The sequence below is a fragment of the Plantactinospora mayteni genome (assembly GCF_016862935.1).
Taxonomy (GTDB): Bacteria; Actinomycetota; Actinomycetes; order Mycobacteriales; family Micromonosporaceae; genus Plantactinospora; species Plantactinospora mayteni.
Map to the genome: position 1 here is coordinate 13,817 of NZ_BONX01000009.1, position 23,576 is coordinate 37,392.

Annotated in this window: 23 protein-coding genes; 11 read left to right on the forward strand and 12 right to left on the reverse strand. The window is 73.8% G+C overall.

Features of this window, described 5'->3' with window-relative positions; genetic code table 11:
- The first annotated feature begins 7 nt into the window (after positions 1 to 7).
- The gene (locus Pma05_RS08380) at positions 8 to 1,423 is read left to right on the forward strand and encodes a cupin domain-containing protein (RefSeq protein WP_203856759.1); all 1,416 of its coding nucleotides are present in this window, start codon (positions 8 to 10) and stop codon (positions 1,421 to 1,423) included.
- A gap of 250 nt (positions 1,424 to 1,673) precedes the next feature.
- Here Pma05_RS08380 and Pma05_RS08385 read toward each other — a convergent pair whose 3' ends face one another.
- From Pma05_RS08385 to Pma05_RS08410, 5 genes are all read right to left on the reverse strand, one after another.
- Complete coding sequence (locus tag Pma05_RS08385) at positions 1,674 to 2,348, reverse strand: hypothetical protein (RefSeq protein WP_203856760.1); 675 nt, start codon at positions 2,346 to 2,348, stop codon at positions 1,674 to 1,676.
- Complete coding sequence (locus tag Pma05_RS08395; protein ID WP_239311976.1) at positions 2,345 to 5,194, reverse strand: FtsK/SpoIIIE domain-containing protein; 2,850 nt, start codon at positions 5,192 to 5,194, stop codon at positions 2,345 to 2,347. The genes Pma05_RS08385 and Pma05_RS08395 overlap by 4 nt, the downstream gene beginning before the upstream one ends.
- Positions 5,187 to 6,053 (reverse strand): hypothetical protein, encoded by an 867-nt coding sequence (locus tag Pma05_RS08400; protein ID WP_203856761.1) that lies wholly within the window; start codon positions 6,051 to 6,053, stop codon positions 5,187 to 5,189. The genes Pma05_RS08395 and Pma05_RS08400 overlap by 8 nt, the downstream gene beginning before the upstream one ends.
- A gap of 8 nt (positions 6,054 to 6,061) precedes the next feature.
- Complete coding sequence (locus Pma05_RS08405) at positions 6,062 to 6,322, reverse strand: hypothetical protein (protein ID WP_107259179.1); 261 nt, start codon at positions 6,320 to 6,322, stop codon at positions 6,062 to 6,064.
- 326 nt (positions 6,323 to 6,648) lie between these two features.
- Complete coding sequence (locus Pma05_RS08410; protein ID WP_203856762.1) at positions 6,649 to 7,050, reverse strand: PIN domain-containing protein; 402 nt, start codon at positions 7,048 to 7,050, stop codon at positions 6,649 to 6,651.
- A gap of 112 nt (positions 7,051 to 7,162) precedes the next feature.
- Between Pma05_RS08410 and Pma05_RS08415 the strand changes: the two genes are divergently transcribed.
- From Pma05_RS08415 to Pma05_RS08425, 3 genes are all read left to right on the forward strand, one after another.
- A complete protein-coding gene (locus tag Pma05_RS08415; RefSeq protein ID WP_203856763.1) occupies positions 7,163 to 9,736 on the forward strand; it encodes an ATP-dependent Clp protease ATP-binding subunit in 2,574 nt (857 codons plus the stop codon).
- A 93-nt stretch (positions 9,737 to 9,829) separates the two neighbouring features.
- Positions 9,830 to 9,997, forward strand: coding sequence for a hypothetical protein (locus tag Pma05_RS08420; RefSeq protein WP_203856764.1), 168 nt, complete (start codon positions 9,830 to 9,832; stop codon positions 9,995 to 9,997).
- On the forward strand, positions 9,997 to 10,347 hold the full coding sequence (locus tag Pma05_RS08425; RefSeq protein WP_203856765.1) for a DUF3140 domain-containing protein: 351 nt from the start codon (positions 9,997 to 9,999) through the stop codon (positions 10,345 to 10,347). Before Pma05_RS08420 ends, Pma05_RS08425 begins: the two co-directional genes overlap by 1 nt.
- 132 nt (positions 10,348 to 10,479) lie before the next feature.
- Here Pma05_RS08425 and Pma05_RS08430 read toward each other — a convergent pair whose 3' ends face one another.
- The 5 genes from Pma05_RS08430 to Pma05_RS08450 all read right to left on the reverse strand — a co-directional run bounded on the left by Pma05_RS08430 (position 10,480) and on the right by Pma05_RS08450 (position 15,251).
- Positions 10,480 to 10,716 carry a hypothetical protein gene (locus Pma05_RS08430; protein ID WP_203856766.1) on the reverse strand — a complete coding sequence of 79 codons (237 nt, stop codon included), beginning with the start codon at positions 10,714 to 10,716 and terminating at the stop codon, positions 10,480 to 10,482.
- A gap of 145 nt (positions 10,717 to 10,861) precedes the next feature.
- The gene (locus Pma05_RS08435) at positions 10,862 to 12,343 is read right to left on the reverse strand and encodes a S1 family peptidase (RefSeq protein ID WP_203856767.1); all 1,482 of its coding nucleotides are present in this window, start codon (positions 12,341 to 12,343) and stop codon (positions 10,862 to 10,864) included.
- 406 nt (positions 12,344 to 12,749) lie between these two features.
- Positions 12,750 to 13,721: a LysR family transcriptional regulator gene (locus tag Pma05_RS08440; protein ID WP_203856768.1), complete on the reverse strand. Its 972-nt coding sequence runs from the start codon at positions 13,719 to 13,721 to the stop codon at positions 12,750 to 12,752.
- A gap of 94 nt (positions 13,722 to 13,815) precedes the next feature.
- Entirely contained in the window at positions 13,816 to 14,502 is a 687-nt protein-coding gene (locus Pma05_RS08445) for a ThuA domain-containing protein (protein ID WP_307836844.1), read from the reverse strand.
- 89 nt (positions 14,503 to 14,591) lie between these two features.
- Positions 14,592 to 15,251, reverse strand: coding sequence for a hemerythrin domain-containing protein (locus Pma05_RS08450; RefSeq protein WP_203856770.1), 660 nt, complete (start codon positions 15,249 to 15,251; stop codon positions 14,592 to 14,594).
- Between the two features lie 172 nt (positions 15,252 to 15,423).
- Here Pma05_RS08450 and Pma05_RS08455 point away from each other — a divergent pair, with 172 nt between their 5' ends.
- Both Pma05_RS08455 and Pma05_RS08460 read left to right on the forward strand, forming a co-directional pair.
- Entirely contained in the window at positions 15,424 to 16,752 is a 1,329-nt protein-coding gene (locus Pma05_RS08455) for a M20/M25/M40 family metallo-hydrolase (protein ID WP_203856771.1), read from the forward strand.
- A gap of 174 nt (positions 16,753 to 16,926) precedes the next feature.
- The gene (locus Pma05_RS08460) at positions 16,927 to 17,595 is read left to right on the forward strand and encodes a hypothetical protein (protein ID WP_203856772.1); all 669 of its coding nucleotides are present in this window, start codon (positions 16,927 to 16,929) and stop codon (positions 17,593 to 17,595) included.
- A 19-nt stretch (positions 17,596 to 17,614) separates the two neighbouring features.
- Here Pma05_RS08460 and Pma05_RS08465 read toward each other — a convergent pair whose 3' ends face one another.
- Both Pma05_RS08465 and Pma05_RS08470 read right to left on the reverse strand, forming a co-directional pair.
- Complete coding sequence (locus Pma05_RS08465; RefSeq protein ID WP_203856773.1) at positions 17,615 to 17,806, reverse strand: DUF5703 family protein; 192 nt, start codon at positions 17,804 to 17,806, stop codon at positions 17,615 to 17,617.
- A 77-nt stretch (positions 17,807 to 17,883) separates the two neighbouring features.
- Complete coding sequence (locus Pma05_RS08470; RefSeq protein ID WP_203856774.1) at positions 17,884 to 18,855, reverse strand: aldo/keto reductase; 972 nt, start codon at positions 18,853 to 18,855, stop codon at positions 17,884 to 17,886.
- Between the two features lie 180 nt (positions 18,856 to 19,035).
- Between Pma05_RS08470 and Pma05_RS08475 the strand changes: the two genes are divergently transcribed.
- The 5 genes from Pma05_RS08475 (at position 19,036) to Pma05_RS08495 (ending at position 23,470) form a co-directional block, all read left to right on the forward strand.
- On the forward strand, positions 19,036 to 20,088 hold the full coding sequence (locus tag Pma05_RS08475) for an LLM class F420-dependent oxidoreductase (RefSeq protein WP_203856775.1): 1,053 nt from the start codon (positions 19,036 to 19,038) through the stop codon (positions 20,086 to 20,088).
- A 139-nt stretch (positions 20,089 to 20,227) separates the two neighbouring features.
- Complete coding sequence (locus Pma05_RS08480) at positions 20,228 to 21,061, forward strand: undecaprenyl-diphosphate phosphatase (RefSeq protein ID WP_203856776.1); 834 nt, start codon at positions 20,228 to 20,230, stop codon at positions 21,059 to 21,061.
- 122 nt (positions 21,062 to 21,183) lie between these two features.
- Positions 21,184 to 21,924, forward strand: coding sequence for a histidine phosphatase family protein (locus tag Pma05_RS08485; RefSeq protein WP_239311981.1), 741 nt, complete (start codon positions 21,184 to 21,186; stop codon positions 21,922 to 21,924).
- Between the two features lie 117 nt (positions 21,925 to 22,041).
- Positions 22,042 to 22,620, forward strand: coding sequence for a DUF3090 domain-containing protein (locus Pma05_RS08490; protein WP_203856778.1), 579 nt, complete (start codon positions 22,042 to 22,044; stop codon positions 22,618 to 22,620).
- 31 nt (positions 22,621 to 22,651) lie between these two features.
- Positions 22,652 to 23,470, forward strand: a complete 819-nt coding sequence (locus tag Pma05_RS08495; RefSeq protein ID WP_203856779.1) for an SCO1664 family protein — start codon at positions 22,652 to 22,654, stop codon at positions 23,468 to 23,470.
- Positions 23,471 to 23,576 lie beyond the last annotated feature (106 nt).

The following is a 23,576-nucleotide window of genomic DNA, read 5'->3' on the forward strand; positions in this document are numbered from 1 at the left end:
ACCGGCGATGACGGAGTACGACGGGTCGACCGGCACGGTCGCACAGGAGTACCGGCCGGACGCCTCCCGAGCGGATCTGCCGCCGACCGGGGTACCCGAAACAGTGGTACCGGCGGATCCGGCGAGCGGGGCGGGCGGCGACGGTAGCCTGGTCCGGCCCACCGGCACAGCGGTGCGGACCGGCCCGGTCAGCCGGCCGGCCCTGGCCCGCTGCGTGGCGGTCGAACCGGCGACGTTCGCCGCCGCGTACTGGGGGCGGGCCGCACTGCTGTCCCGGGCCGCCGAACTCGGCAACCCGGACGGGTTCCGGGACCTGCTCAGCCCGGCCGACGCCGACGAACTGCTCAGCCGGCGTGGCCTGCGTACCCCGTTCCTGCGGGCGGCCAGGAACGGGCAGCTGCTGCCGAGCGGGCAGTACGCCGGCGGCGGTGGGGCCGGGGCCGAGATCACCGACCAGGTACTCGACGAGCGGGTCCTCGCCCTGTACGCCGACGGCGCCACCCTGGTGCTCCAGGGACTGCACCGGACCTGGCCGCCACTGATCGACTTCACCCGCGAGCTGAGCCAGCAGCTCGGCCAGCCGCTCCAGGTGAACGCCTATCTGACGCCACCGGGAAACCAGGGCTTCGGCACCCACTACGACACGCACGACGTCTTCGTACTCCAGGTCGACGGGCACAAGCACTGGCAGGTCCACGAGCCGGTGCTGCCCGACCCGCTGGAGCGGCAGCCGTGGGGCGGCCGGGCCGACGAGGTCGCGGCGGTCGCCGACGGCCCGCCCGCACTGGACGTGGTACTCGGTCCCGGAGACGCGCTCTACCTGCCCCGGGGCTGGCTGCACAGCGCCCGGGCACAGGACGAGAGCAGCCTGCACCTGACCGTCGGCGTCCGGGCCCTCACCCGGTACGCCATGGTCGAGGCGCTGCTGGAACTGGCCGCCGAGGACCCGCGACTGCGCGCCACGCTGCCGTTCCGGATGGACGTGGCCGAGGTCGACCAGGTCGGGCCGGAGCTGACCGAGACCGTCGAGGCGCTGCGGGACTGGCTGCTGCGGGCCGATCCGGGCGCGGTCGCCGCCCGGCTGCGGGCCCGGGCCTGGCCGGCGGCCCGACCGGCGCCGATCCGGCCGCTTGCCCAGGCGGCGGCGATCGCCGGGGTGGACGCCGACACCCGGCTGGCTCCCCGGGACGGCCTGCGCTGGCAGTTGACGGCCCAGCCGGCCGGCGGCGACGGCCCGGGGCAGGCGGTGCTGTCGCTCTTCGACCGCACGGTCACCTTCCCGGCCCAGTGCGCGCCGGCGGTCCGGGCGTTCCTCTCCGGCGGGGTGCACCGGGTCGGCGACCTACCGGGGCTGGACGACGACTCCGACCGGATCGTGCTGGCCCGCCGCCTGCTCCGCGAGGCGGTCGCGGTCCCGGCCTGACGGTACGCAGTTCGGCGACCACTCCTCCTCGCTGGCGTCCGGCGGCAGGTCGAGGCTGGGCTGCCGCTCGACCTCGACTCCGCCTGACGGCGCTGCCGCTCGACCTCGACCCGCGCCCGACGGCTGCCGCACGACCGCGACGTCGCCTGATGGTGCTGCGGCTCGACCTCGACCCTGACTGACGGCCGCTGCCGCTCGACCTCGACCCGCCCCCGACGGCGCTGCCGATCGGCCCCGCATCACGGGCGGGTCAGCGGAGCAGGCCGAACAGGGCCCCGGTGGTGACCAGCCCGGCGACCACGACCACCAGCGCGGAGCGTACGTCCAGGCCGGCGTGCCGCCGGTCGGCGAGTACCCGGGCCGGTGCCAGCCCGACCACCGGGCCGAGCAGCGTCACCAGCAGCCCGAGCACCGGCATCGCCACCGCCAGGTCGCCGCCGTACCGGTCGCCGGCGGCCCGGGCGGCCAGCCCGAGGGCGTACGCGGCGGCGGCGCCGAGCACCCCGAAGAGCGCCAGCAGCGGGCGGGTGGCCGGCGGCAGCTCACCCGGTTTCCGGGCCCGGTCCAGCAGTTCCCGCACCCCGTCGAGCAGCGCCTCGACGTCGGCCGGTGCGCCCACACCGTTGCGTGGCACCGGTGGCTCGCCGACCCGCCGGTCCGCCGCGCCGAACTGGCCGCGCAGGATGCTCCACAGGTGGATCGACTCCGCCTCGGTACGGTCGACCTCCTGCTGAGCCGCCGACACCTCCGCCTCGGCCCGGCGTACCGCCTGCTCCGCGTCGCGTACCGCGCGCTCGGCGGCGGCGCACTGGCGCTGGTACCAGCCGTTCGCCTCGGTCCGCTCCGCCTCGGCCCGGCCGGTCAGCTCGGCGAGCCGCCGGAGCGCCCGGGCGTAGCTGAGGTCCCGTTCCAGGTCGCCGCTCATCGGGACGGTCCATAAGGGATGATCACTTGACCGGTCCGGTGCACCGAGCGGTCGAAGAAGAGCCCGCGCCACGGCCGGGGGTACCAGTCCGGCCCGCCGCCGGCCCCGGGATAGAGCGCGGAGGTCAGCTCCGCACCCTGCACGTCGAGCGCGACCCAGGCGCCGATCTGGTCGGTACGCGACGCCGGGCCGCCGAGGTCCACCCGCATCCGGGCCACCCCCCGCCACCAGGCCAACGTGTGGGTACGCCGCTCCGGCCCGTTGTGTAGCACGTGCCGCAGGTGGTCGAGTCCGGACCGCCGCCCGATGGTGGTGCCGAGCTGGCCGGCCGCCGCGTCCACCGCGTAGAGCAGCAGGTAGTGCGGCTCGCCCGGAGCGCCACCGGAGCCCAGCCCGTCCGCCGTCTCGGCCATCAGCTCGCCGATGTCGTCCTCGGAGTACCAGGCGGCGTCGGCGCCGAGCGCCTCGTAGAGCGACCGGGCGGCGGTGTCGGCGTCCGGGTCCAGGCAGGCGATGGAGAACCGGGCGGTGCCGGGCGGGTGCTGGCGGCGCAGCGACCGCGCCGCCGCGTCCAGCACGGCACACGCCTCGTCCACCCCGGTGCCGAGTACGGCCAGGTTCCGGCCCGGTGCCCGGGGCAGCCGCAGCCCGGCCGACCGGGCCTGCACGTCGATGATCTCGCCGAGCAGCGCCACCGGGCCCCGGGCGCCGCCACCGGCCCGCTCCGCACCGCCGGCCCGCTCCGCACCGCCCGGCCGGTCCCCGCCGGCCGCTGCCGGGGCACCGCCGTTCGGCCCGGCGCCCCGCTCCGGCCCGACCCCGTCGGGCCAGATCGCCCCGCCGGCCGCGCGATCCCGGCCGCCGCCGACCGGGGCCGGCTCGCCCGCCGGGCGCAGCGCGACGAAGTCCGGCGCCTCGTCCAGCCGGGGGATCGCGTCGCCGTCGAAGAGCCGGGCCGGGGCCGCGTCCGGCGGGCGCATCCGCCACAGCCGGTGCTGGAGGTCGCTCCAGGTACCCCAGTCGCTGGCCGCCGGGATCCGGGCCACCTGGTTGCCCTCGGACATCCCGGACTCGGCGTTCACGATCGCGTGGTGCCGGGGCAGCACCTGCGCGGCGTCGTTGCGCTCGGCCAGGATGCGCAGCGCCTTGGGCAGCGCGATCCGCAGGGTGAACTGGGCGACCAGCGCCGGCCGGCCCCACAGCGCCTCGATGCCCCGGACGTCCTGCGAGGCCAGCACCAGGTGGATGCCCTGGGAACGGCCCCGCCGGGCCAGGTCCTCCAGCAGGTCGGCCGCCTCCCGGGCGACCGCGTCCCGGCCGGCCAGCAGCATCTGGAACTCGTCGACCACCGCGACGATCCTCGGCCAGCGGCCGGTCGGGTCCACCGCGCGCAGTTCGGCCAGCTTGGTCACCTCGTGCCGCTTGGCCGCGTCCGCCCGGCGGCGCAGCTCCTCGGCGAGGAACCGCAGCAGGGCCAGCCCGAACTCCCGGTCGGTGTTGACGTTGATCCCGACCAGCCGCATGTGCGGCAGCCAGCTCGGGTCGCGGCGGCCCTGGGCGAACCGGGCGAACGACACCCCCTCCTTGAAGTCGAGCAGATAGAACTCCAGCTCGGCGGGGGAGTAGCGGGCGGCGAGCGAGCCGATCCAGGCGAAGATCAGGTTGGTCTTGCCGGTACCGGACGGGCCGCCGATCAGCGCGTGCGGGGGATAGTCGCCCAGGGTCAGCGTCACCGGCCGGCCCTGTGGACCGTCCCCGATCGGCGCGACGAGACCGGCGGCCGAGTCCTCCCGCCACATCTCGTCGGCGGGCGGGAGCAGATCGGAGAAGGGCGTCGGCGGTGGGCCGGCGTTGACCCGGGTCGCCACCTCCCGGCAGGTCTCGGTGACCAGTGCGGCCGGCGGTGCCGGGTCGGGGCGTACCGGCAGGTCGGGGGAGCCGTCCAGCCAGGCGGTGCCGTCGTCGACCACCACCCGGTGCACGTCCGGCTCGTCGGGCAGCTCGATGCCGCGTACCAGCAGGTGCACGCCGCAGGCGGCGCCGGTCCGGGCCACCCGGTCGAGCTGGCCCCGTTCGTGTCGGGAGAGTTCGTCGCCGCCGAGCAGCACCGCGATCCGCCACGGCTCGGGGCGCCGGCCGGTCGCCGCCGCCAGCTCGCGCAGCGAGGCGTACTCGCCGGCCAGTACCGTCTCGTTGATCCGGCGGATCTGGTCGACCAGGTCGTCGAGGAGCCGAGCCAGCCCGCCCGGCCCGACGAAGGTCAGCAGCCCGGCGGTGGAGAGCGGGGCGAAGCCGGCCAGCCCGCCGCCGAGGTGCTCCGGGTCGTAGCCGACCAGCCGGAGCGCGCCGGGATCGGCCCGGCCCAGCGCCCGGAGCAGCAGCGCGGCGAGCATCGCGTCGCAGCCGCCCCGGTCGGCCCCGGACAGGTGTACGTGACCCGCGTCGAGCAGCGGCACCAGGGCGGGTACCGGCACGCTGCCGGGCAGCCGTACCGTGCCGATCCGCAGCGGTCCCGGTGCCTCGCCCCGGACCACCGGAGTGGGCTGCCAGCCCGTCCAGTCCGTACCGGCGGCACCGGGTGCCTCCCGGGCGGCGGCCTCGGCGGCTTCCGTGGCGAGCCGGCCGATCTCCGCCCCGTACCGGTCGGACAGCTCGGCGACCCGGCGGTCCCGTTCCGCGCCGACCCGGCCGGGTACCCGGGCGGCGGCGTCCCGGATCCGGCGCAGTCGCTCCTGCGCGCCGTCGAGTTCGGTCCGCGCCGCCGTCAGCCGGGCCCGGGACGCGCCCAACGCGTGCGACAGCATGGAGCGGACCCGGTCGACGAGCTGGGTCCGTAGGTCAGGCATGGGTGTCCCGGGGTGCGCGAGTGGTCACGGGTCGCTGGTCGAGGCCGAGGCGCCGCATCAGCAGTCCGGTGAGGACCCCGGCGGCGACCGCCGGATCGGCCGGGTGCGGCTGCTCGACCGGTTCCTTCGGCGGCGGCATCCGGCAGACCCGGCTGAGCAGTGTGTCGAGTACCCCCGGCGGCAGGTTGGGTACCAGGTCCCGGACTCCTCCGGTGACCTCGCGGCGCAGTCTCGGCAGGTCCGCCGCCCGGGGCGGGTGGCCGAGCAGTTCGGTGGCCAGGTCGCGCAGCATCGGCGGGGCGACCGAGGCGAGTCCGAGCCCGACGTTCGCCTCCACGGCGCGCAGGTCGGTGTGCAGCCGGGTCCGGTCGCCGGAGCGGACGCCGCTGGTCACCCGGCGGAGCAGCTCCTCCGCGTCGGTGATCTCGCGGTCCGGCGTCGGCGCCGGGCTGTCCCGCCGGTCGAAAAGCTCGGCCACCCGGACCGACCACCAGCCGCCGGTCGCGGCGGGCCCGACCCGCCGGCCCGGCCCGGACGAGTCCGCCGGGCCCCGGGCGCCGGGTCGGGCAGCCGGCCGCTCCGGGCCGGCGGCGGGCGGACCGTCCCGGCCCAGCCCGATCGCGGCCAGGTACGTCGTGAACTGGTCCTGGGCGAGTCGCAGCGCGTGCCCGGCCGTCTCCAGGTGCTCGGTGGCCGCCGAGAGTTCTGGTACGCCCATCGGGTCGGCCGACTCCTGCCGGACCCAGCGCAGCCGCTCGGAGGCGAGTTTCAGGTGGTCGAGTGCCTTGATCACCAGCTCGACCGGCAGCTCGTCGGAGGCGGCCCGTACCCGGGCGCCCAACTCCTCGATGATGGACATCCGCTGCGCTACAGCGTCGAGACGTAGAGCTGGGCGTGTTCGACGGCGGCGAGCGTCGCGGCGAGGCACTCCTCCAACTCCTGGGCGGCCTGCGAGAGCGACGCCTGCGCGGCGTCGACAGTGGAGTGTCCACTTCCCTCCAGCGCCCCGGCCAGGGTCTGCTGCGCCTCGGCGAGCTTGTCGCTGGCGGCCTGCACCGCGGCCTGGCCGTCGCCGATCTGCTGTAGGGCGGCGTCGATGGCCGCTTTCAGCTCGGCGACACTCGCCACGGCGAAACCTCCTGGGGGCGGGGAGGGCTCTAATTAGAGCTTATCCCGATCAGCGCTCTGCGGCGCCCTGGGCGTTTGCTGCCCGGCTGTCCGTTCCCCGCTGGTCCGGCCGGTGGCAGCCGTACGCCGGGCTTCCTCCCACTTTGTGCCATCACCCGACTACTCAGTCGGATCTCCGACAGTTGTCTGGCGGCACCCGGGCAAGCCCAGCTCACCCCTGCAACTTCCAGGCGCTGCCCACCGCGCCGGAGACCGCCGACACCGTCGCCCACGCCGGTTCTTCTCGTTCGGCACCAACGACCTGACCCCGCTCGGTCTGCCCGGGATCAGGTCTCCGGCACCCGGTCCGGTGGCGCGGTGAGCCAGCGCGGTCCGCGTACCTCGGCGCCGAGGGCGGTGACGCGGTCCCGCAGCGCCCGGTCGGCGGTGACCACCACGCACCTCCGGCCGGTACCCTCCGCCTCGACCAGGCCCACGACGGCGTCGTCGCCGGAGCGCTCCGCCGCGACCACCCGGATGCCCTCGGCCGGCTCCAGCCGGCGGGCCGCACCCTCCACCACCAGCACCACCTGGACCGGCGCGGCCAGCCCGGGCAGGCCCTGCCGGGCGATCGGCGCCAGCCGGTCCCGCAGCCGCGCGGTCGCCCCGGCCCGATCCCGCCACCAGCCGTCCGGTCGGGATCCCACCACGTTGGCGGCGTCCACGACGAGGAGGGGTTCGACTGCCATCCGTCCAGCCTGCCATCCCGGTCGCCCCGGCTGTGGTTACGCCGCGTTTGTCGGGCCTTCCGCCGGGTAGCCGAGGTGACGCCAGTGCCCGTGCCCGTGAGGGGGACCAGAGATGACGCAGGGACCCGGCGACCTCGGCCCGGATCCGTGGGACGAGTTCCTGGCCCGGTACTTCGGCCGGGGAGAGAACCGCCGGCAGGGGCAGCGGGTGGACATCACCAGGCTGATGACCGCGGACGCCCGGGAGATGCTGGCAGACGCGGCGCGCCGGGCGGCACAGGCGAACAGCAGTGACCTGGACACCGACCACCTGCTCTGGGCGGCCCTGCAACGGGAACCGCTGCGCGACCTGATCAGCCGGGCCGGTGCCGACCCGGAGGCGCTGCTCGGCGCGCTCGGCGGCGAGCAGCGGGTGGAACGGCCGGCCAAGCACGGCCAGGTGCCGTCGAACATGTCCCTCACCCCGGCGGCCAAGCGGGCCCTGCTCGACGCGCACCAGCTCTCCCGGGCGATGGGCGCCTCGTACATCGGGCCGGAGCACATCCTGATGGCCCTGCCGCTGAACCCGGAGTCCCCGGCCGGCCGGATGCTGGCGGCGGGCCGGATCCAGCCGCAGTCGTTGCAGGCGGCCAGCGCCAGCGGTACCGGCGGAAACGGCGGCGGCAAGCCGGACCGGGGCACCCCGAACCTCGACCAGTACGGCCAGGACCTCACCGACCTGGCCCGGGCCGACGAGATCGACCCGGTGATCGGCCGGATGGACGAGATCGAGCAGGCGGTGGAGATCCTGTCCCGGCGTACCAAGAACAACCCGGTGTTGATCGGCGAGGCCGGGGTGGGCAAGACCGCGATCGTCGAGGGACTCGCCGAGCGGATCGCCGACGGGGACGTGCCGCAGACGCTGATCGGCAAGCGGGTGGTGCAGTTGGACCTCGCCCGGCTGGTCGCCGGCACCCGCTACCGGGGCGACTTCGAGGAGCGGCTGAAGAAGCTGCTCGACGAGATCCGGGCGCACAGCGACGAGCTGATCATCTTCCTGGACGAACTGCACACCCTGGTCGGCGCCGGCGGCGCGGGTGCCGAGGGCGGGATGGACGCCAGCAACATGCTCAAACCGGCGCTGGCTCGGGGCCAGATGCGGGTGGTCGGCGCGACCACGCTGAACGAGTACCGGCGCAACATCGAGAAGGATGCCGCGCTGGCCCGGCGGTTCCAGCCGGTGCTGGTGCCGGAGCCCACCGTGGACGACACCGTCGCCATCCTGCGCGGACTGCGGGACCGCTACGAGGCGCACCACCAGGTCCGGTTCACCGACGAGGCGCTGGTCGCCGCCGCCGAGCTCTCCGACCGGTACGTCACCGACCGGTTCCTGCCGGACAAGGCGATCGACCTGCTGGACCAGGCCGGCGCCCGGGTACGGCTGCGTACCCGGACCCCGGCCGGGGACGTACGGGAACTGGAGCGGGAACTGGAGGAGGTACGCCGGGAGAAGGACCAGGCGGTCGCCGACGAGCAGTACGAGCGCGCCTCCGAACTGCGCGACCGGCTGCACGACGTACGCGAGCGACTGCACGTGGCCAACGGCAACGGCGACCAGCCGGCGGTACCCGAGGTCGGGCCGCAGGAGATCGCCGAGGTGGTCTCCCGGGCCACCGGCATCCCGGTCAGCCAGCTCACCGAGGAGGAACGGGACCGGCTGCTCCGGCTGGAGGGGCACCTGCACGAGCGGGTGATCGGCCAGGACGACGCGGTCAGCGTGGTCGCCGAGGCGGTCCGGCGGTCCCGTACCGGGCTGGCCGACCCGGACCGGCCGATGGGCAGCTTCCTCTTCCTCGGCCCGACCGGGGTCGGCAAGACCGAACTGGCCAGGGCGCTGGCCGAGGCGCTCTTCGGCGAGCAGGACCGGATGGTCCGGCTGGACATGAGCGAGTTCCAGGAGCGGCACACGGTGAGCCGGCTGGTCGGCGCCCCGCCCGGCTACGTCGGGTACGAGGAGGCGGGGCAGCTCACCGAGGCGGTCCGGCGCCGCCCGTACGCGGTGGTGCTGCTCGACGAGATCGAGAAGGCGCACCCGGACGTCTTCAACATCCTGTTGCAGGTACTCGACGACGGGCGGCTCACCGACAGCCAGGGCCGGACGGTGAACTTCCGGAACAGCGTCCTGATCATGACCAGCAACCTCGGCTCCGAGCTGATCACCGGTACCCAGCGCAGCGTCGGCTTCGGCGGCGGTGCCGGGAATGCCGCCGAGGAGGAGAACAGCGAGCTGCGGGACCGGCTGATGCGCCGGTTGCAGGAGCAGTTCCGTCCCGAGTTCCTGAACCGGATCGACGAGGTGATCATCTTCCGCCGGCTGGAGGCGGAGCAGCTCCGGCAGATCACCGAACTGCTGCTGAACGAGACCCGACGGCGGCTGCACGCCCAGGACATCGAGGTCGAGTTCAGCACCGAGGGGGTGGACTGGATCGCCGAGCACGGCTACGAGCCGCAGTTCGGCGCCCGGCCGCTGCGCCGGACGATCCAGCGCGAGATCGACAACCGGCTCTCCCGGATGCTGCTGGACGGGACCGTGGAGCCGGGGCAGCGGGTCACGGTCGGTACCCGGGACGGCGAACTGACCTTCGACGTGTCGGCGGGGAAGGGCGCCGGCGGGCGCAGCCCGGCCACCGCCACGCACGGCCGATGAGCCGACGACCGGCCGGGCACTGAGTCGACGGCCGCACGGCCGATGAGCCGACGGCCGCCTCGACGGCAATCCGGACCAGAGGAGGAGAGCGGCGTGAGCCAGCCCGAGGAGAACCGCGAGAAGAGCGCGAAGACCGACGCCGTGCTGCGGCCACCGGTCGCCACCCCCGGCCCGGCGAAGCCCCGGCCGCCGCAGGGGAGGCGGAACCGTACCGAGGAGGAGCCGGCCCGACCCGAGGCGCCGGCGGCGGAGGAGGCGTGATGGCCCGGCAGCAACGGGTGGAGCCGGAGGTGGAGCGGCTGTGGCAGGACTTCCACAGCCGGGTCAACGTCACCTCCGAGCAGCTCCGTAGCTGGCTGCTCACCCAGGGCTCCGGCGAGCAGGCGTTCGGTGCCGACCCGGATCTCGGGCTGCCGGAGCCCGGCCGGCGGATCCTCGCCATCCTGGGCAAGCGCAAGGTCGACCTGACCGGCGACGACATCCAGGTCATGCGGGAGACGGTCGGCGAGATCCAGGACCTGATGGACACCCGCCCGCCCGGCGGGGTGACCGACGAGGACTGGCGGCGGGCCCTGCTCGACCTCGGCCACGACCCGCTGATCGAGCGGTAACCGCAGCCGCCCCGAAAGACCAGCACCGACGCCGTTCCGTACGGCAGCCGTCCCGGGAGACCAGCACCGACGCCGTTCCGGCCCGTCCGCGCGCCCTCTCCGCGAGCGGGCCGCGAGCCGAGCCGGGTCGGTTCAGGCGCCGCCGATGGTCGGGACGTTCAGCCCGGCTGCCTCGGCGGCGTCGGTCCGCTCGGTCCGGCGCGCCTCCTCCCGGGCCAGCAGCGCCGCGTACTCGGCGATGTCCTCGGGGCTCGGCAGCGCCGGTACCCGGCGCAGGAACGCCTCGACGTCGCGGGACGCGGCGGTGTGCGCGGCGGCGATCCGGCGTACCGGCTCCCGGTCGTCCTCGGGCGGGATCATGTCGGTCATGCCGGTACCGGTACCCGCTTCCGGCCGGTTCGCACCGGTCCGGTCGAGGTAGCTGCCCCGGGCACGCCGCCGGGCTCCCCGCGTGGCGCCGCGGGGAGCCCGGGTTGGTCGACCGGGTACGCCGGTGGCGTAACCGGTCCGCCGGTCAGGGCGCGGTGGCGCCCAGGGTGTAACTGCCCGACCCGCTGTACGCGTGGACGGCGTACCGGTAGTACCCGGCGGTGCCGGAGTACGAGGTCGTCTCGTCCGGGCCGGCCGAGGTGCCGCTGGCCACGCTCACCCAGGTACTGCCGTTCCACTTCTGGAGATAGAGGTCGAAGTCCACTCCGGACGGCCCGTCCAGGCAGCCCCGGTGGGTGCCGGTGACGCTGCTGTAGTAGTAGCTGCCGTTCGGCTGGTACTGGGTCGCGCCGGACGAGAGTGAGCCGGTGAAGGTGCTCGCGTACCCGGTGCACCCGGTGGGCGGCGGGTCGCCCCCGCCACTGGTACGCAGGGTCAGCCCGTACACCGAGAGGATCTCGTTGACCGGCTGGAAGTAGGTGGTGCCACCCGACGTGCAGTTGCCCGAACCGCCGGAGGTGACGCCCTGGGCCTGCTGCCCGGAGAGCCACGAGCCGCCCGAGTCACCCGGCTCGGCACAGGCGTTGGTCCGGGTCAGGCCGCTGACCGAGCCCTCCGCGTAGTTGACGGTCTGGTTCTTCGCCTGCACGGTGCCGCACCGCCAGCCGGTGGTGGAGCCGGACCGGCAGATCGCCGCGCCGACCGCCGACTCGGTGGAGCCGGCGACGGTCACGTTGCCGCCCGCGTAGTCGTTGACCCACGGCTGCGGGGTCCAGTTGCTGTTGGTCTGCACCCAGGCGTAGTCGTTGCCCGGGAAGGACGAGCCCTGGAAGGTGCCCTGGGCGACCTGGTTGTAGCCCTGCGTGGCGGTACCGGTCGTCCCGCAGTGCCCGGCGGTGACGAAACCGCCGGTGACGGAGAAGCCGACCGAGCAGCGCCCGCCCATGTAGTAGGCGTCGCCGCCCCGGACGTCGTAGTAGAGCCGGGGCGCCTCGGTGCTGCTGACGATCCGTACCGCCGCGGCGTCCACCCCGCTGGCCGCGACGAACGCGGTCGCGGCGGAGGTACCGCCGCTGGCCAGTACCACGACGGTGTTGGTGGCGACGTCGACGTACCAGCCGGGGACCGAGCGGGCCGGTGCCTTGGTGGCGGCGCGGTCCAGTCCGGACTTGACCCCGTCGAGTTGGGCCTCGCTGCGGGCGACCAGCTTCGGCTGGGCGCCGGCGGCGGTCACCCGGGCGGCCTGGGCGCGGTCGGTGACCGCCACCACCAGGTCGCCGCCCGCCGAGATCCAACCCCCGGCGTACGCCCGGCCGAGCGACTTGCGCAGCCCGGCGTCGGTCCGGCTGGCCTGGTCGTCCCGGCTGATCCGGGTCCGGGCCTGCGCGGCGGTGAGCCCGAGGTCGCGCTGCATCGCGGCGAGCATCTGCGGGGTGGCGGCCTCGGCGGTGGCCGGAGCCGTGGCGGGGGCACCGTCGGGCGCCGCGGCCGCGGGTGGGGCCACGGTGCCGAGGATGCCCACCGGCAGCAGGGTCACCGCTGCCAGCGTGGCGAGTCTTCGCTTCATCCAGAGTCTCCTTAGGGGAACGGACGTTCGGTGGGGGAACGGAACCGGCGGTGTGCATCGGCCAGCGCCCCTGCTCCCGGGGCGGGTGGCGGTGGCGAGTGACACGAGAGCTGTCCACCTGCGGGCAGCGGCAGAGCGCGCCGCCCGCAGGTGCGGGGGTGAACAGCCGGGCCGGTCGGCCCGTGCGCCGCCCGGCCCGGAACCGGGTCGGCGCACGGTGGCCGACGCCCCGCCGACCGGGGGTCAGTCCCGCCGGGCGTGGCGATGTCGACGATCGCCGCGGTACCAGCGGTTCTGGGTCGGGCAGGGCATGGTTAAGGTAACCGCCCATAATCGACCCAGGTATATACCGCCTAGCTCATACCGCTGCCTCCCGGCGGGCCGGCCGGGCGGGGCCGGGCGGCGGTCAGGCGGCGGCCAGGTCCTGCGGGCCGAAGTTCGGGTTCCGGGCCAACCAGGCGAGGTAGTTCGGGTTCCGGGACAACGAGTCCGTGTACGCCGAGATGGCGTGCCCGAGTACCCGGTCGGCGATGTCGGCCGCCGGGGCGTCCGGATGCCAGCCGAGCAGCAGCCGCCAGCGCAGTGGTGTGTGCGCCAGTGGACGGGTGACCAGCCCGGAGACGGGCCGGAAGGTGGCCTGGGCGAGCGCGATCGCCTCACCCGCCTCGACCAGGTCGATACAGCTCCGGATGTCGGTCTCGTAGATCTTCGCCGGGGTGAAGCCGGCCCGGGCACAGGCCGCCACGAAGCAGTCCGCGAAACAGCCGTCGCCGGGTGCCGCCGCCCAGCGTTCGTCGGCGAGCGCCGCGAGGTGCACCTCGTCGTGCGCGGCCAGCGGGTGCGCCTCCGGCAGCAGTACGAAGACCGCGTCCATCGCCACGGCCCGCCAGGTCAGCCCGAACTCCGCCGACGGGACGGCGTCCCCGCAGACGCCGGAGAGTACGAAGTCGAGCCGGCCGCTGAGCACCAACTGGGCCAGCTCGTCCACCGACCATGAGGCGTGGGTGCTGATCTGCGCGTGTGGCTGGTCGGCGGCGAGCCGGTGCACCAGTCCACCGAGGATCGGACTGTTCACCCCGCCGAACCGGAATCGGGTCATCGTGGTGCCGGTCCCGGCCAGCCGGGCGGCCTCGTCCTGCAACCCCTTCATCGCCGGCAGCAGTACCCGGGCCCGGGCCAGCACCAGCTCACCCAGCGCGGTCGGTCGGGCGCCACGTCGGTCCCGCTCGAACAGCGGGCCGCCGAGAGTCCGCTCGATGCGCTGGAGCTGTGCGGTGAGCGCGGGCTGTGCCAGGCCCAGGGTCGAGGCCGCCTTCGTCACGCTGCCCGTCTCCGCGATCGCGCAGACCACCTTGAGGTGCCGCAGCTCCAGGTTCATAGCGTGACGGTAGGACCCGAACGGGATTCACGGCTAGACCTTTGACTGGTGAAAGATCCCCCAAACGAAACCCGAACTGCGACCGAACGGGCACCTAAGCCTGACGGGCGGCCCAGAGGAGCCCCCGTTCGGTGATCCGCCGGATCGGCGGCAGGGTCAGGTCGTCGAGTTTGTGGCCGACCGTCGAGACGAAGACCCGGCCGGCGCCCCACGATCTGGTCCAGACCGCCGGCAGGGTCACCGAGCGATCCCACGGCGTCTGCCCCGCCGCCCCGGCCCCGCTCTCCGCCGCCGGTTCCGGGTCGAAGGTCACCGTCGCGAGTACGTCGTTGAGCGGGTCGGTCAGCACCCAGTACTTCTCGGTGTGCAGGCGTACCGTCCCGATGTCCCGGACGATCGGGTGGTCGGCCCGCTCCGGCCGCACGGTCAGCTCGTGGTCGAGGAAGCCCGGCGGATGGTGCACGAAGACCCCGCCGGTGAGCTGGTGGTAGGCGTTGTGGTGGAAGGCGCCGACGATCCCGCCGTGCCAGCCGGCGAACCCGGTACCGGCCCGGACCGCCGCGACGAGTCCGGCCGCCTGCTCGTCGCGGATCGTCCCGATCGACCAGCACTGCACCACCAGGTCGGCGGCGGCCATCCGGTCCGGGTCGGCGTAGACGGCCAGGTCGTCGTGGACCTCGACCGCGAAGCCCGCGTCCCGGAGGAACGGCAGGAACACCTCCGTCGCTTCCACCGGGACGTGTCCCTCCCAGCCACCCCGGACCACCAGCGCGTTTCGCACCGCCAAACCTCCGTCCGTCCACGCCACGCGGCTCGGCCCGGAGCGGGTCCGCACCGGGCCGAGCGGGATCATCCCATCCTGCCGGACGTTCAGGGCGCCGCCGGCGGAGTCGCCGGGCTCGTCGGCGGGGTCAGGTCCTCGACGTACGTCGGCCGGCCGCTCACCGCGTCGCGTACCTTGTCGACCACGCCGAGCGCGGGTTCGACCACCCGGTTCCACGGCGGGGTCGCCGGGGCGTCCGGGTGCGGCCGGGTCGGCGCGGCCTCCTCGGCGATCTCCACCCGGTTGCCGAGCCGGATCAGGTCGGCGTCGCTGGCCGCCGACCGCAGCGCGGGGAAGATCGCGGTCGACGCGGTCGACGCGTGCCGGCGCAACTGCCCGGTGACCTCGTCGGCGAGTGCGGCGAACCGGGGCTCGGTCGGCCTGACGTGCACGAGTTCCCGCAGCGTACGCAACGTGTCGGTGTCCGCCGCGATCTCCCGGTCGGCCAGCGGGCCGCCGTCGGGCAGCGCACTTCGTACGGTGGGGTAGAGGTACTGCTCCTCGCCGGAGAGGTGCCGGGCGACGGTCGCGGTCAGCACCTCGGCGACCTGGCTGCGCCGTTCCGGCCCGACGTCCTCGGCCAGCTCGGCGCAGAGCGCCACGATCTGGTCGTGCTCCTCGGCGAGCAGTTCCAGCATGCTGCGCCCGCCGGGCCGGTAGTCCTCGTCGTCACCGGCCGGGGGCAGTGGCGGCAGTGGCACGCTCACGATTGGCCTCCTCACTGAGGTCCGCCGATTCACTCAGGTCCGCCGATCCGGCCCGGCCATCGACCGGCGCTGCTCCGCGGACATCCGCAGGTACCCTCCGGTCCAGATGGCGAAACCCGACACCGGGTGGGGGCGGGACGCCCGGGGCCGCCCGGCTGGTATGAAGAACCGCATGACTAGCGAGTCCGCGTCCACCCACCCGAGCGCCACCGACGAGGTCGTCGAACTCTGCCGGGACCTGCTCCGGATCGACAGCAGCAACACCGGGGACCCCGAGACCACCGTCGGTGAACGGGCCGCCGCGGAGTACGTGGCGGGCAAGCTCGCCGAGGTCGGTGTCGAGTCGCAGCTACGCGAGTCCGCCCCCGGCCGGACCAGCCTGGTCGCCCGGATCCCCGGTACCGACCCGGGCCGGGGTGCGCTGCTGGTGCACGGGCACCTGGACGTCGTACCGGCCGACGCGAGCGAGTGGTCGGTGCACCCGTTCTCCGGTGAGATCGCCGACGGCTACCTCTGGGGCCGGGGCGCCATCGACATGAAGGACTTCGACGCGATGGTGCTCGCGGTGGTCCGCGACTGGCAGCGCACCGGGATACGCCCGCCCCGCGACATCGTGCTGGCCTTCACCGCCGACGAGGAGGCCGGCGGCGAGTACGGCGCGCACTTCCTGGTCGACCGGCACCCGGAGCTGCTGGAGGGCGCCACCGAGGCGATCGGCGAGGTCGGCGGCTTCTCCTACACGGTCAGCCCGGACCTGCGGCTCTATCTCATCGAGACGGCGGAGAAGGGCCTGGACTGGCTGCGGCTGCACGCCCGGGGCCGCCCCGGACACGGCTCGATGGTGCACGACGACAACGCCGTCACCGCGCTGGCCGAGGCGGTGGCCCGGGTCGGCCGGCACCGCTTCCCGATCGTGGTCACCCCGACCGTGCGGGTGTTCCTGGAGCAGGTCTCCGAGGCGCTCGGCATCGACCTCGACCCGGACGACCCGGAGCTGGCGATCGCCAAGCTGGGACCGATCGCCAACCTGATCGGCGCGACGGTCCGGAACACCGCCAACCCGACCCGGCTGGCCGCCGGCTACAAGGACAACGTGATCCCCAGCCGGGCCAGCGCCACCATCGACTGCCGGAGCCTGCCCGGCCAGTCGGAGCTGCTGATGGAGCAGTTGCGCGAGGTGATCGGGCCGGACATCGAGGTCGAGCACGTCGTGCGGCAGCCGGCGATCGAGACCAGCTTCGACGGCGACCTGGTGGACGCGATGGCGGCGGCGCTGCGGGCCGAGGACCCGGGTGCCCGGCCGGTGCCGTACATGCTCTCCGGCGGGACCGACGCGAAGGCGTTCGCCAAGCTCGGCATCCGGTGTTTCGGGTTCGCGCCGCTGCGGCTGCCGGCCGATCTGAACTTTTCCGCCCTCTTCCATGGCATCGACGAGCGGGTGCCGGTCGACGGACTACAGTTCGGCGTGCGGGTGCTCGACCGGTTCCTCCGGCAGAGCTGACCACCCGCCCGCCTGACACGCCCGGCGGTACTCGTCCACGTTCCCCGGTTGATCCTCCACTTCCGGTTCCACCTATCCTCGGTCCGTCAATCCCGGTCCGCCTCGGCGTATCGACTTCCGCCCGCGCCGCGGTCGGCGGGCTGGTGACATCGCAGCGAAGGGACAGGCCACACCATGACCGACCAGCACGCCGAGCTGGACGCCGCCCTGGAACGGGTCATCGAGACCGCCCGGGCGCACCTCGCCGCCGTCCGGGCCGCCGAGGGCCGGATCGACGACGATGCCGTCTGGCAGGCGTACGTCGAGCTCAACAACGCGTCGTACGAGTACGACGAGCAACTGCTCGACGCCTTCGGTGAGGTCACGCCGTGGGACGTGGAGGCGATCGACCCGGACGAGGCGGACGAGCGCTTCGGGGTGGGCCTGGGCGGTGCCGACGGCTCCGAGCCGAACGACCCGCACCCGCTGGTCCTCTCCGTACGCCACCGGCGCGACTACCGGGTGCCGAGCGTCGCCGCCCTGCTCCGGGTGGCCCAGGCCGCCCGGCGAGCCGCCGTACCGGACGAGGAGGAGTCGCCGGCGGTGGAGGGTGTCGGCGAGGCGGTGCTGGAGCTGTTGCAGACCGGGGACGGGTCGCTCGGCGCCCTGGACATCCCCGAGCTGGAGCCGCTGGACGGCGTGGTGATGGTCAGCGAGGTCTCCGTACCGCTCGACCTGGAGTCCTTCGACGACGAGGACAGCAGCGGACCGTTCACGCCGGGGGCCGACGACCGGCTCGTCGGTCGGCTGGACGAGCACCCGTTCCTGTCGGACGCCGACGAGGAGACCGAGCGGGCCCGGTAGGAGCTACCGGGAAGGTGGGTCAGTAGGACAGGCCCGGTTGCGACTGGTTGATGACGCGACGCCGCAGCATCACCTGCCGCGTACCGTCACGGAACAGTCGCACCCGGGCCAGCTCCCAGCCGGAGAACTCGGCTTGGATCGCCAGTTGCGCCATCGCGGTCATCCGGTCGACATTCGGCGGTAACCGCAATGGCGCGTATTCGTAGTCCATGTCCTCTATCCTGCCCACCGGTACCGGACGACACCAGTCCTTCGCCGGGGTGACCTGCGCGGTGTCCGCCTCCGGGGTCAGCTGTCCCGTTCCGGGTAGCCGACCGGGACGGCCGAGACGTCGTCGAGGGCCCGGGTGATCTCCAGCGGCAGCGTCATCCGCTCCACCTGGAGCGCGCCGAGCAGTTGTCCGACGGTGCGGGCGCCGAGGATCGGGGCGACCACGCCGGGCCGGTCCCGCACCCAGGCCAGCGCCACCTCCAGCGGCGACACGCCCAGCCCGCCGGCCGCGGTGGCCACCGCCTCCACGATGCTGGAGCAGCGCGGCTCCAGATAGCGGGCGACGAAGGGCTCGAAGTGCGCCGAGGCGGCCCGGGAGTCGGCCGGTCGGCCGTGCCGGTATTTTCCGGTCAACACCCCCCGGCCCAGCGGAGACCAGGGCAGCACGCCGAGCCCGAGCCCCTCGCAGGCGGGCAGCAACTCCCGCTCGATGCCGCGCTCCAAGAGCGAATACTCCACCTGGGCGGCGACCACCGGGGCCCGGCCGGGAAACGCGACCTGCCAGGTGGCGGCCTGGGCGGTCTGCCAGCCGGAGAAGTTCGAGACGCCGACGTACCGGACCCGGCCGCTGGTCACCGCCTGGTCCAGCGCGCCCAGCGTCTCCTCCAGCGGGGTGGCCGGGTCGTAGCCGTGCACCTGCCACAGGTCGACGTGGTCGGTGCCGAGCCGGCGCAGCGAGGCATCCAGGGTGCGCAGCAGATGGCCCCGGGAGGTGTCCCGGCGGCGGCCGGCGCCCGGTCGCAACCCCGCCTTGGTGGCGATCAGCAGGTCGTCGCGGGGAACCAGGGTGCCGAGCAGCGAGCCGATCACCGCCTCCGCGTCACCGTCGCTGTAGACGTCGGCCGTGTCGACGAGGTTGCCCCCGGCGTCCAGATAACTCTTCAGTTGGGCGGCAGCGTCGTCCGCATCGGTGTCCCGACCCCAGGTCATGGTGCCGAGCGCGAGCCGGGAAACCGCCAGCCCGCTTCGGCCGAGCGGTCGCTGTTGCATGGTTGAACCTTATTCAGAACATCGCTCCGCCGATATCCTCGCTCCCACCATCCCGCTCCGGGTTGATCGGTACAAAGCCGACGTCCAGGTACGGGTCCGGCATCGGCGGGTCAGCGGAGGGTGGTCGGGGGTCATTGCGTACCCTGATGCGACTTGCGGTTGGATGGGGGAGAAGAACCAGTGCGACTCGGGCTCAGCCTCGGTTACCAGACGGCGTGGAGCACTCCGGCGGACCATCTGGCCCTCGCCCGCGAGGCGGACCGGCTCGGCTATTCGGTGGTCTGGGCGGCGGAGGCGTACGGCTCGGACTCGCCCAGCATGCTGGCCTGGCTGGCCGGCCAGACCGAGCGGATCGACGTCGGCTCGGCGGTGATGCAGATTCCGGCCCGCAGCCCGGCGGCGACCGCGATGACCGCCGCCACCATCGACGCGGTCTCCGGCGGCCGGTTCCGGCTCGGCCTCGGCGTCTCCGGCCCGCAGGTCTCCGAGGGCTGGCACGGCGTACGCTTCGCCAAGCCGTTGGCCCGGACCCGGGAGTACGTCGATATCGTCAAGCTGGCCATCGCCCGCAAGCCGGTGGAATACGACGGCGCGCACTACCGGCTGCCCCTGCCGGACGGCCCCGGCAAGGCGCTCCGGCTCGGCTTCCACCCGCCCCGCGAGGAGATCCCGATTTACCTGGCCGCGGTCGGCCCGAAGAACCTCGAACTCGCCGGTGAGATCGCCGACGGCTGGCTGGCGATCTTCTACGCCCCGGACTTCGCCGCCGAACAGCTCGCGACGGTGGCCGCCGGCCGGGCCAGAGCCGGCAAGGAACTCGCCGGCTTCGACGTGGTGCCCAGCGTGCCGGTGGTGGTCGGTGACGACGTCGCGACCTGCGCCGAGCTGGTCCGCTGGTACGCCGCGCTCTATGTCGGCGGGATGGGCAGCCGGGAGCAGAACTTCTACAACCAGCTCGCCACCCGGATGGGCTACGGCGACGCCGCCCGCGAGGTGCAGGACCTCTACCTGGCCAAGCGGCAGCGCGACGCGGCGGCGGCCGTACCCCTCGACTTCATCGACCGGACGTCCCTGATCGGCCCGAAGGAGCGGATCGCCGACCGGATGCGCGAGTACGCGGCGGCCGGCGTCACCACCCTCTCGGTGACCCTCTTCGTCGCCGACGCCGAGAGCGGCATCCAGACCCTGCGTACCTGCGCCGAGGCGCTGGATCTCGCCGGGGTCGGGGAATGAACCATTTTCAACCTGAACCGCGCGGCGCTCGCGCACGGCATCCGATCTTGCGGTCCATCGGACCGCAAGGGGAGGTTGAAAAAGGTTCAGTGAACGGGCAGGGACACGGGCGGGGTACGGCGATGAGCGGGGTGCGCGGGTGAGCTGGATCGAGGCAATCGTCCTGGGAATCGTCCAGGGTCTCACCGAGTTCCTGCCGGTGAGTTCGTCCGGACACCTCCGGATCACCTCGGCGATCTTCTTCGACCAGGACGCCGGAGCGTCGTTCACCGCGGTCACCCAGCTCGGCACCGAGGCCGCCGTACTGCTCTACTTCGCCAAGGACATCTGGCGGATCTCCCGGGTCTGGGTGATCGGGATCTGGGACAAGTCGGTCCGGTCGAGTCTCGACTACCGGATGGGCTGGTACGTGATCATCGGCTCGATCCCGATCGGGTTCTTCGGCTTCCTCTTCAAGGACCAGATCCGGGACACCGCCCGGAACCTCTGGCTGGTCGCCACCACGTTGATCGTCTTCGCCTTCGTGCTCGCCTTCGCGGAATTCTGGGGCCGGCAGACCCGGCGGATCGAGAACTTCACCTTGAAGGACGGCATCGTGATGGGCTTCGCCCAGGCGATGGCGCTGATCCCCGGGGTGTCCCGGTCCGGCGGCACGCTGACCGCCGGGCTCTTCCTCAACCTGACCCGCGAGGCGGCGGCCCGGTACTCCTTCCTGCTCGCCATCCCGGCGGTGGTGATGTCCGGGATCTTCAGCCTGCCGGACGTCTTCGACACCAGCGGCGGCGGCTCGATCCCGTCCGGGGCACAGATGATCGTGGCCACGGTGATCGCCTTCGGGGTCGGCTACGCGGCCATCGCCTGGCTGCTGCGCTACGTCGCGCACCACACCCTCTACGTCTTCGTGCTCTACCGGGTCGCGCTGGGCAGCCTGGTCCTGGCCCTGCTGCTGACCGGCACCATCTCCGCCACCTGACCCCGCCGCTCCGACCGGGTCGCCCGGGCATCGGGACGCCGTCCGGCGTCGGACGCCCGGTGGAGCCGCGACCCGCGAACCGGGCGGCTCGCGCGGGCGGCCCGAGGGCCGGAACGTAGGGTGTGGTCGTGGCGACCCTTCTGCTCCTCCGGCACGGCCGGACCACGGCGAACGCCGACGGCGGCCTGGCCGGACGGCAACCCGTCGAACTCGACGAGACCGGCCGGGCCCAGGCGGCGGCGGTGGGCGGCCGACTCCGGGCGGTCCCGCTGGCGGCGGTGGTGACCAGCCCGCTGATCCGGTGCCGGCAGACCCTGGAGCTGGCGCTGCCCGACGCCGTACCGGTGGTCGAGGAGGGGCTGGTCGAGTGCGACTACGGCGCCTGGCAGGGGCAGCCGCTGAAGAAGCTGGCCAAGGATCCACTGTGGCAGGTGGTGCAGCAGCACCCGAGCGCCGTGGTCTTCCCCGACGGGGAGTCCATGGCCGGAATGGCGTCCCGGGCGGTCGAGGCGGTACGCCGCTGGGACGCCCTCATCACCGCCGAGCACGGGCCGGAGGCGGTCTGGCTGGCGTGCAGCCACGGTGACGTGATCAAGGCCATCGTGGCGGACGCGATGGGCGTACACCTGGACCAGTTCCAGCGGATCGTGGCCGATCCGGGCTCCGTGACCGGCATCCGCTACACCCCGGTCCGCCCGTTCGTGCTGCGGCTCAACGACACCGGCGGCGACCTGACCAGCCTGGTCCCGCCGCGCCCCAGCCGGCGTCGCCGCTCCCGGGCGGTCTCCTCGGACGCGGCGGTCGGCGGCGGAGTGGGCGTGCCGGGCGCCGGATCGGATGCCCCCGACGGGCGGCAACGGTGACCGGCTGGGCCCGCCGGACGTGCCCGCGCGCTGCCCGGCGGCGACCGGACCGGGGCGTACGGTGATTCGGGTCGGTGGGCTGCGCGGTGTGGTATCCGGCCGGATAGGGTCGTGGGTATGACCCACCAGGTGCACGCATTCGAGCCGCCCGAGCGGTTCGTCGCCGGAACTGTGGGTCCGCCGGGTGAGCGGACGTTCTTCCTCCAGGCGCGCGGCGGAGGCCGCCTGGTCAGCGTCGCGCTGGAGAAGGTTCAGGTCTCGCTGCTGGCCGAGAAGCTGGAGGAGTTGCTGACCGAGGCGCACCGGCGGTTCGGTGTCGAGCTGCCCGAGCCGCCCCCGGTCACCTCGGACAACGAGCCGCTGGACACGCCGGTCGACGAGGAGTTCCGGGTCGGCACCCTCGGCCTGGCCTTCGACGTCGACACCGCCACGGTGGTGATCGAGGCGATCGCGGCCGGGGAGGCCGAGACGGAGGTCGAACTCGGCGGCGGCGAGGAGGAGGCCGACGAGGACGACGAGGAGCCGGACGACGACCTCGACCGGCTGCGCGTCCGGTTGACCCCCCAGGCGACCCGCGAGTTCATCGAGCGGGCTCGCCGGGTGGTGGCGGCGGGCCGGCCGCCGTGCCCGCTCTGCGGCCAGCCGCTCGACCCGGCCGGACACCTCTGTCCCCGTCACAACGGCTACCACCGGTGACCGTCGCCGTGCCGCGGCCGGGACCGGCCCGGTGACCTCGTCCGAACTGCGACCCGTGCTGGACGAGAGCGACGCCCTGCGCCTCCTGCTCGGGGGCGAGTTCGAGCTGGAGGGTCGGCTGGTCGACGCCTCCAACACGACGCTGCGCGGCTTCCTGAGCCTGGACGGGGTCACCGCCCGCTGCGTCTACAAGCCGATCCGGGGCGAGCGGCCACTCTGGGACTTCCCGGACGGCACCCTGGCCGGTCGGGAGGTCTCCGCCTACCTGCTCTCCCGGGCCACCGGGTGGGACCTGGTCCCGCCGACGGTCCTCCGGGACGGCCCGCTCGGCCCCGGCGCCTGCCAGCTCTGGATCGACGAGCCGGAGCAGGCCGAGCCGCTGGTCGGGTTCGTACCGGCCCGGAGCCTGCCGGCCCGGTGGTTCCGGGTCGCGGCAGCCCGCGACGACGACGGCGCCCCGTACGCCCTCGCGCACGCCGACGACCCCCGGCTGGCCCGGCTCGCCGTGCTGGACGCGGTGATCAACAACGCGGACCGCAAGGGCGGGCACGTGCTCGTCGGGCCGGACGACCGGATCTACGGCGTCGACCACGGGGTCTGCTTCCACTGCGAGGACAAGCTCCGGACGGTGCTCTGGGGCTGGGCGTGCCGAGACCTGCCGCCGGACGCGCTGGAGATGCTGACCGAGCTGGCCCGGGGGCTGACCGGCCCGCTGGGGGAGAGCCTGGCCGAGCACCTGACGATCGGCGAGGTCGCCGCGTTGGCCCGCCGGGTCGACCGGCTGCTGGCGACGGCCCGGTTTCCGGAGCCGTCCGAGGAGTGGCCGGCCATCCCCTGGCCCCCGATCTGAGCCCCCGTCCGCCTCTGCCGTCCGCCGATCTGAGCCCCGGCTGCCCGCCCGCCTGTGCCGCCCGCTCGCCCGGCCGCCAGCCCCCGCCGACCGCTGCCGGGCCAGC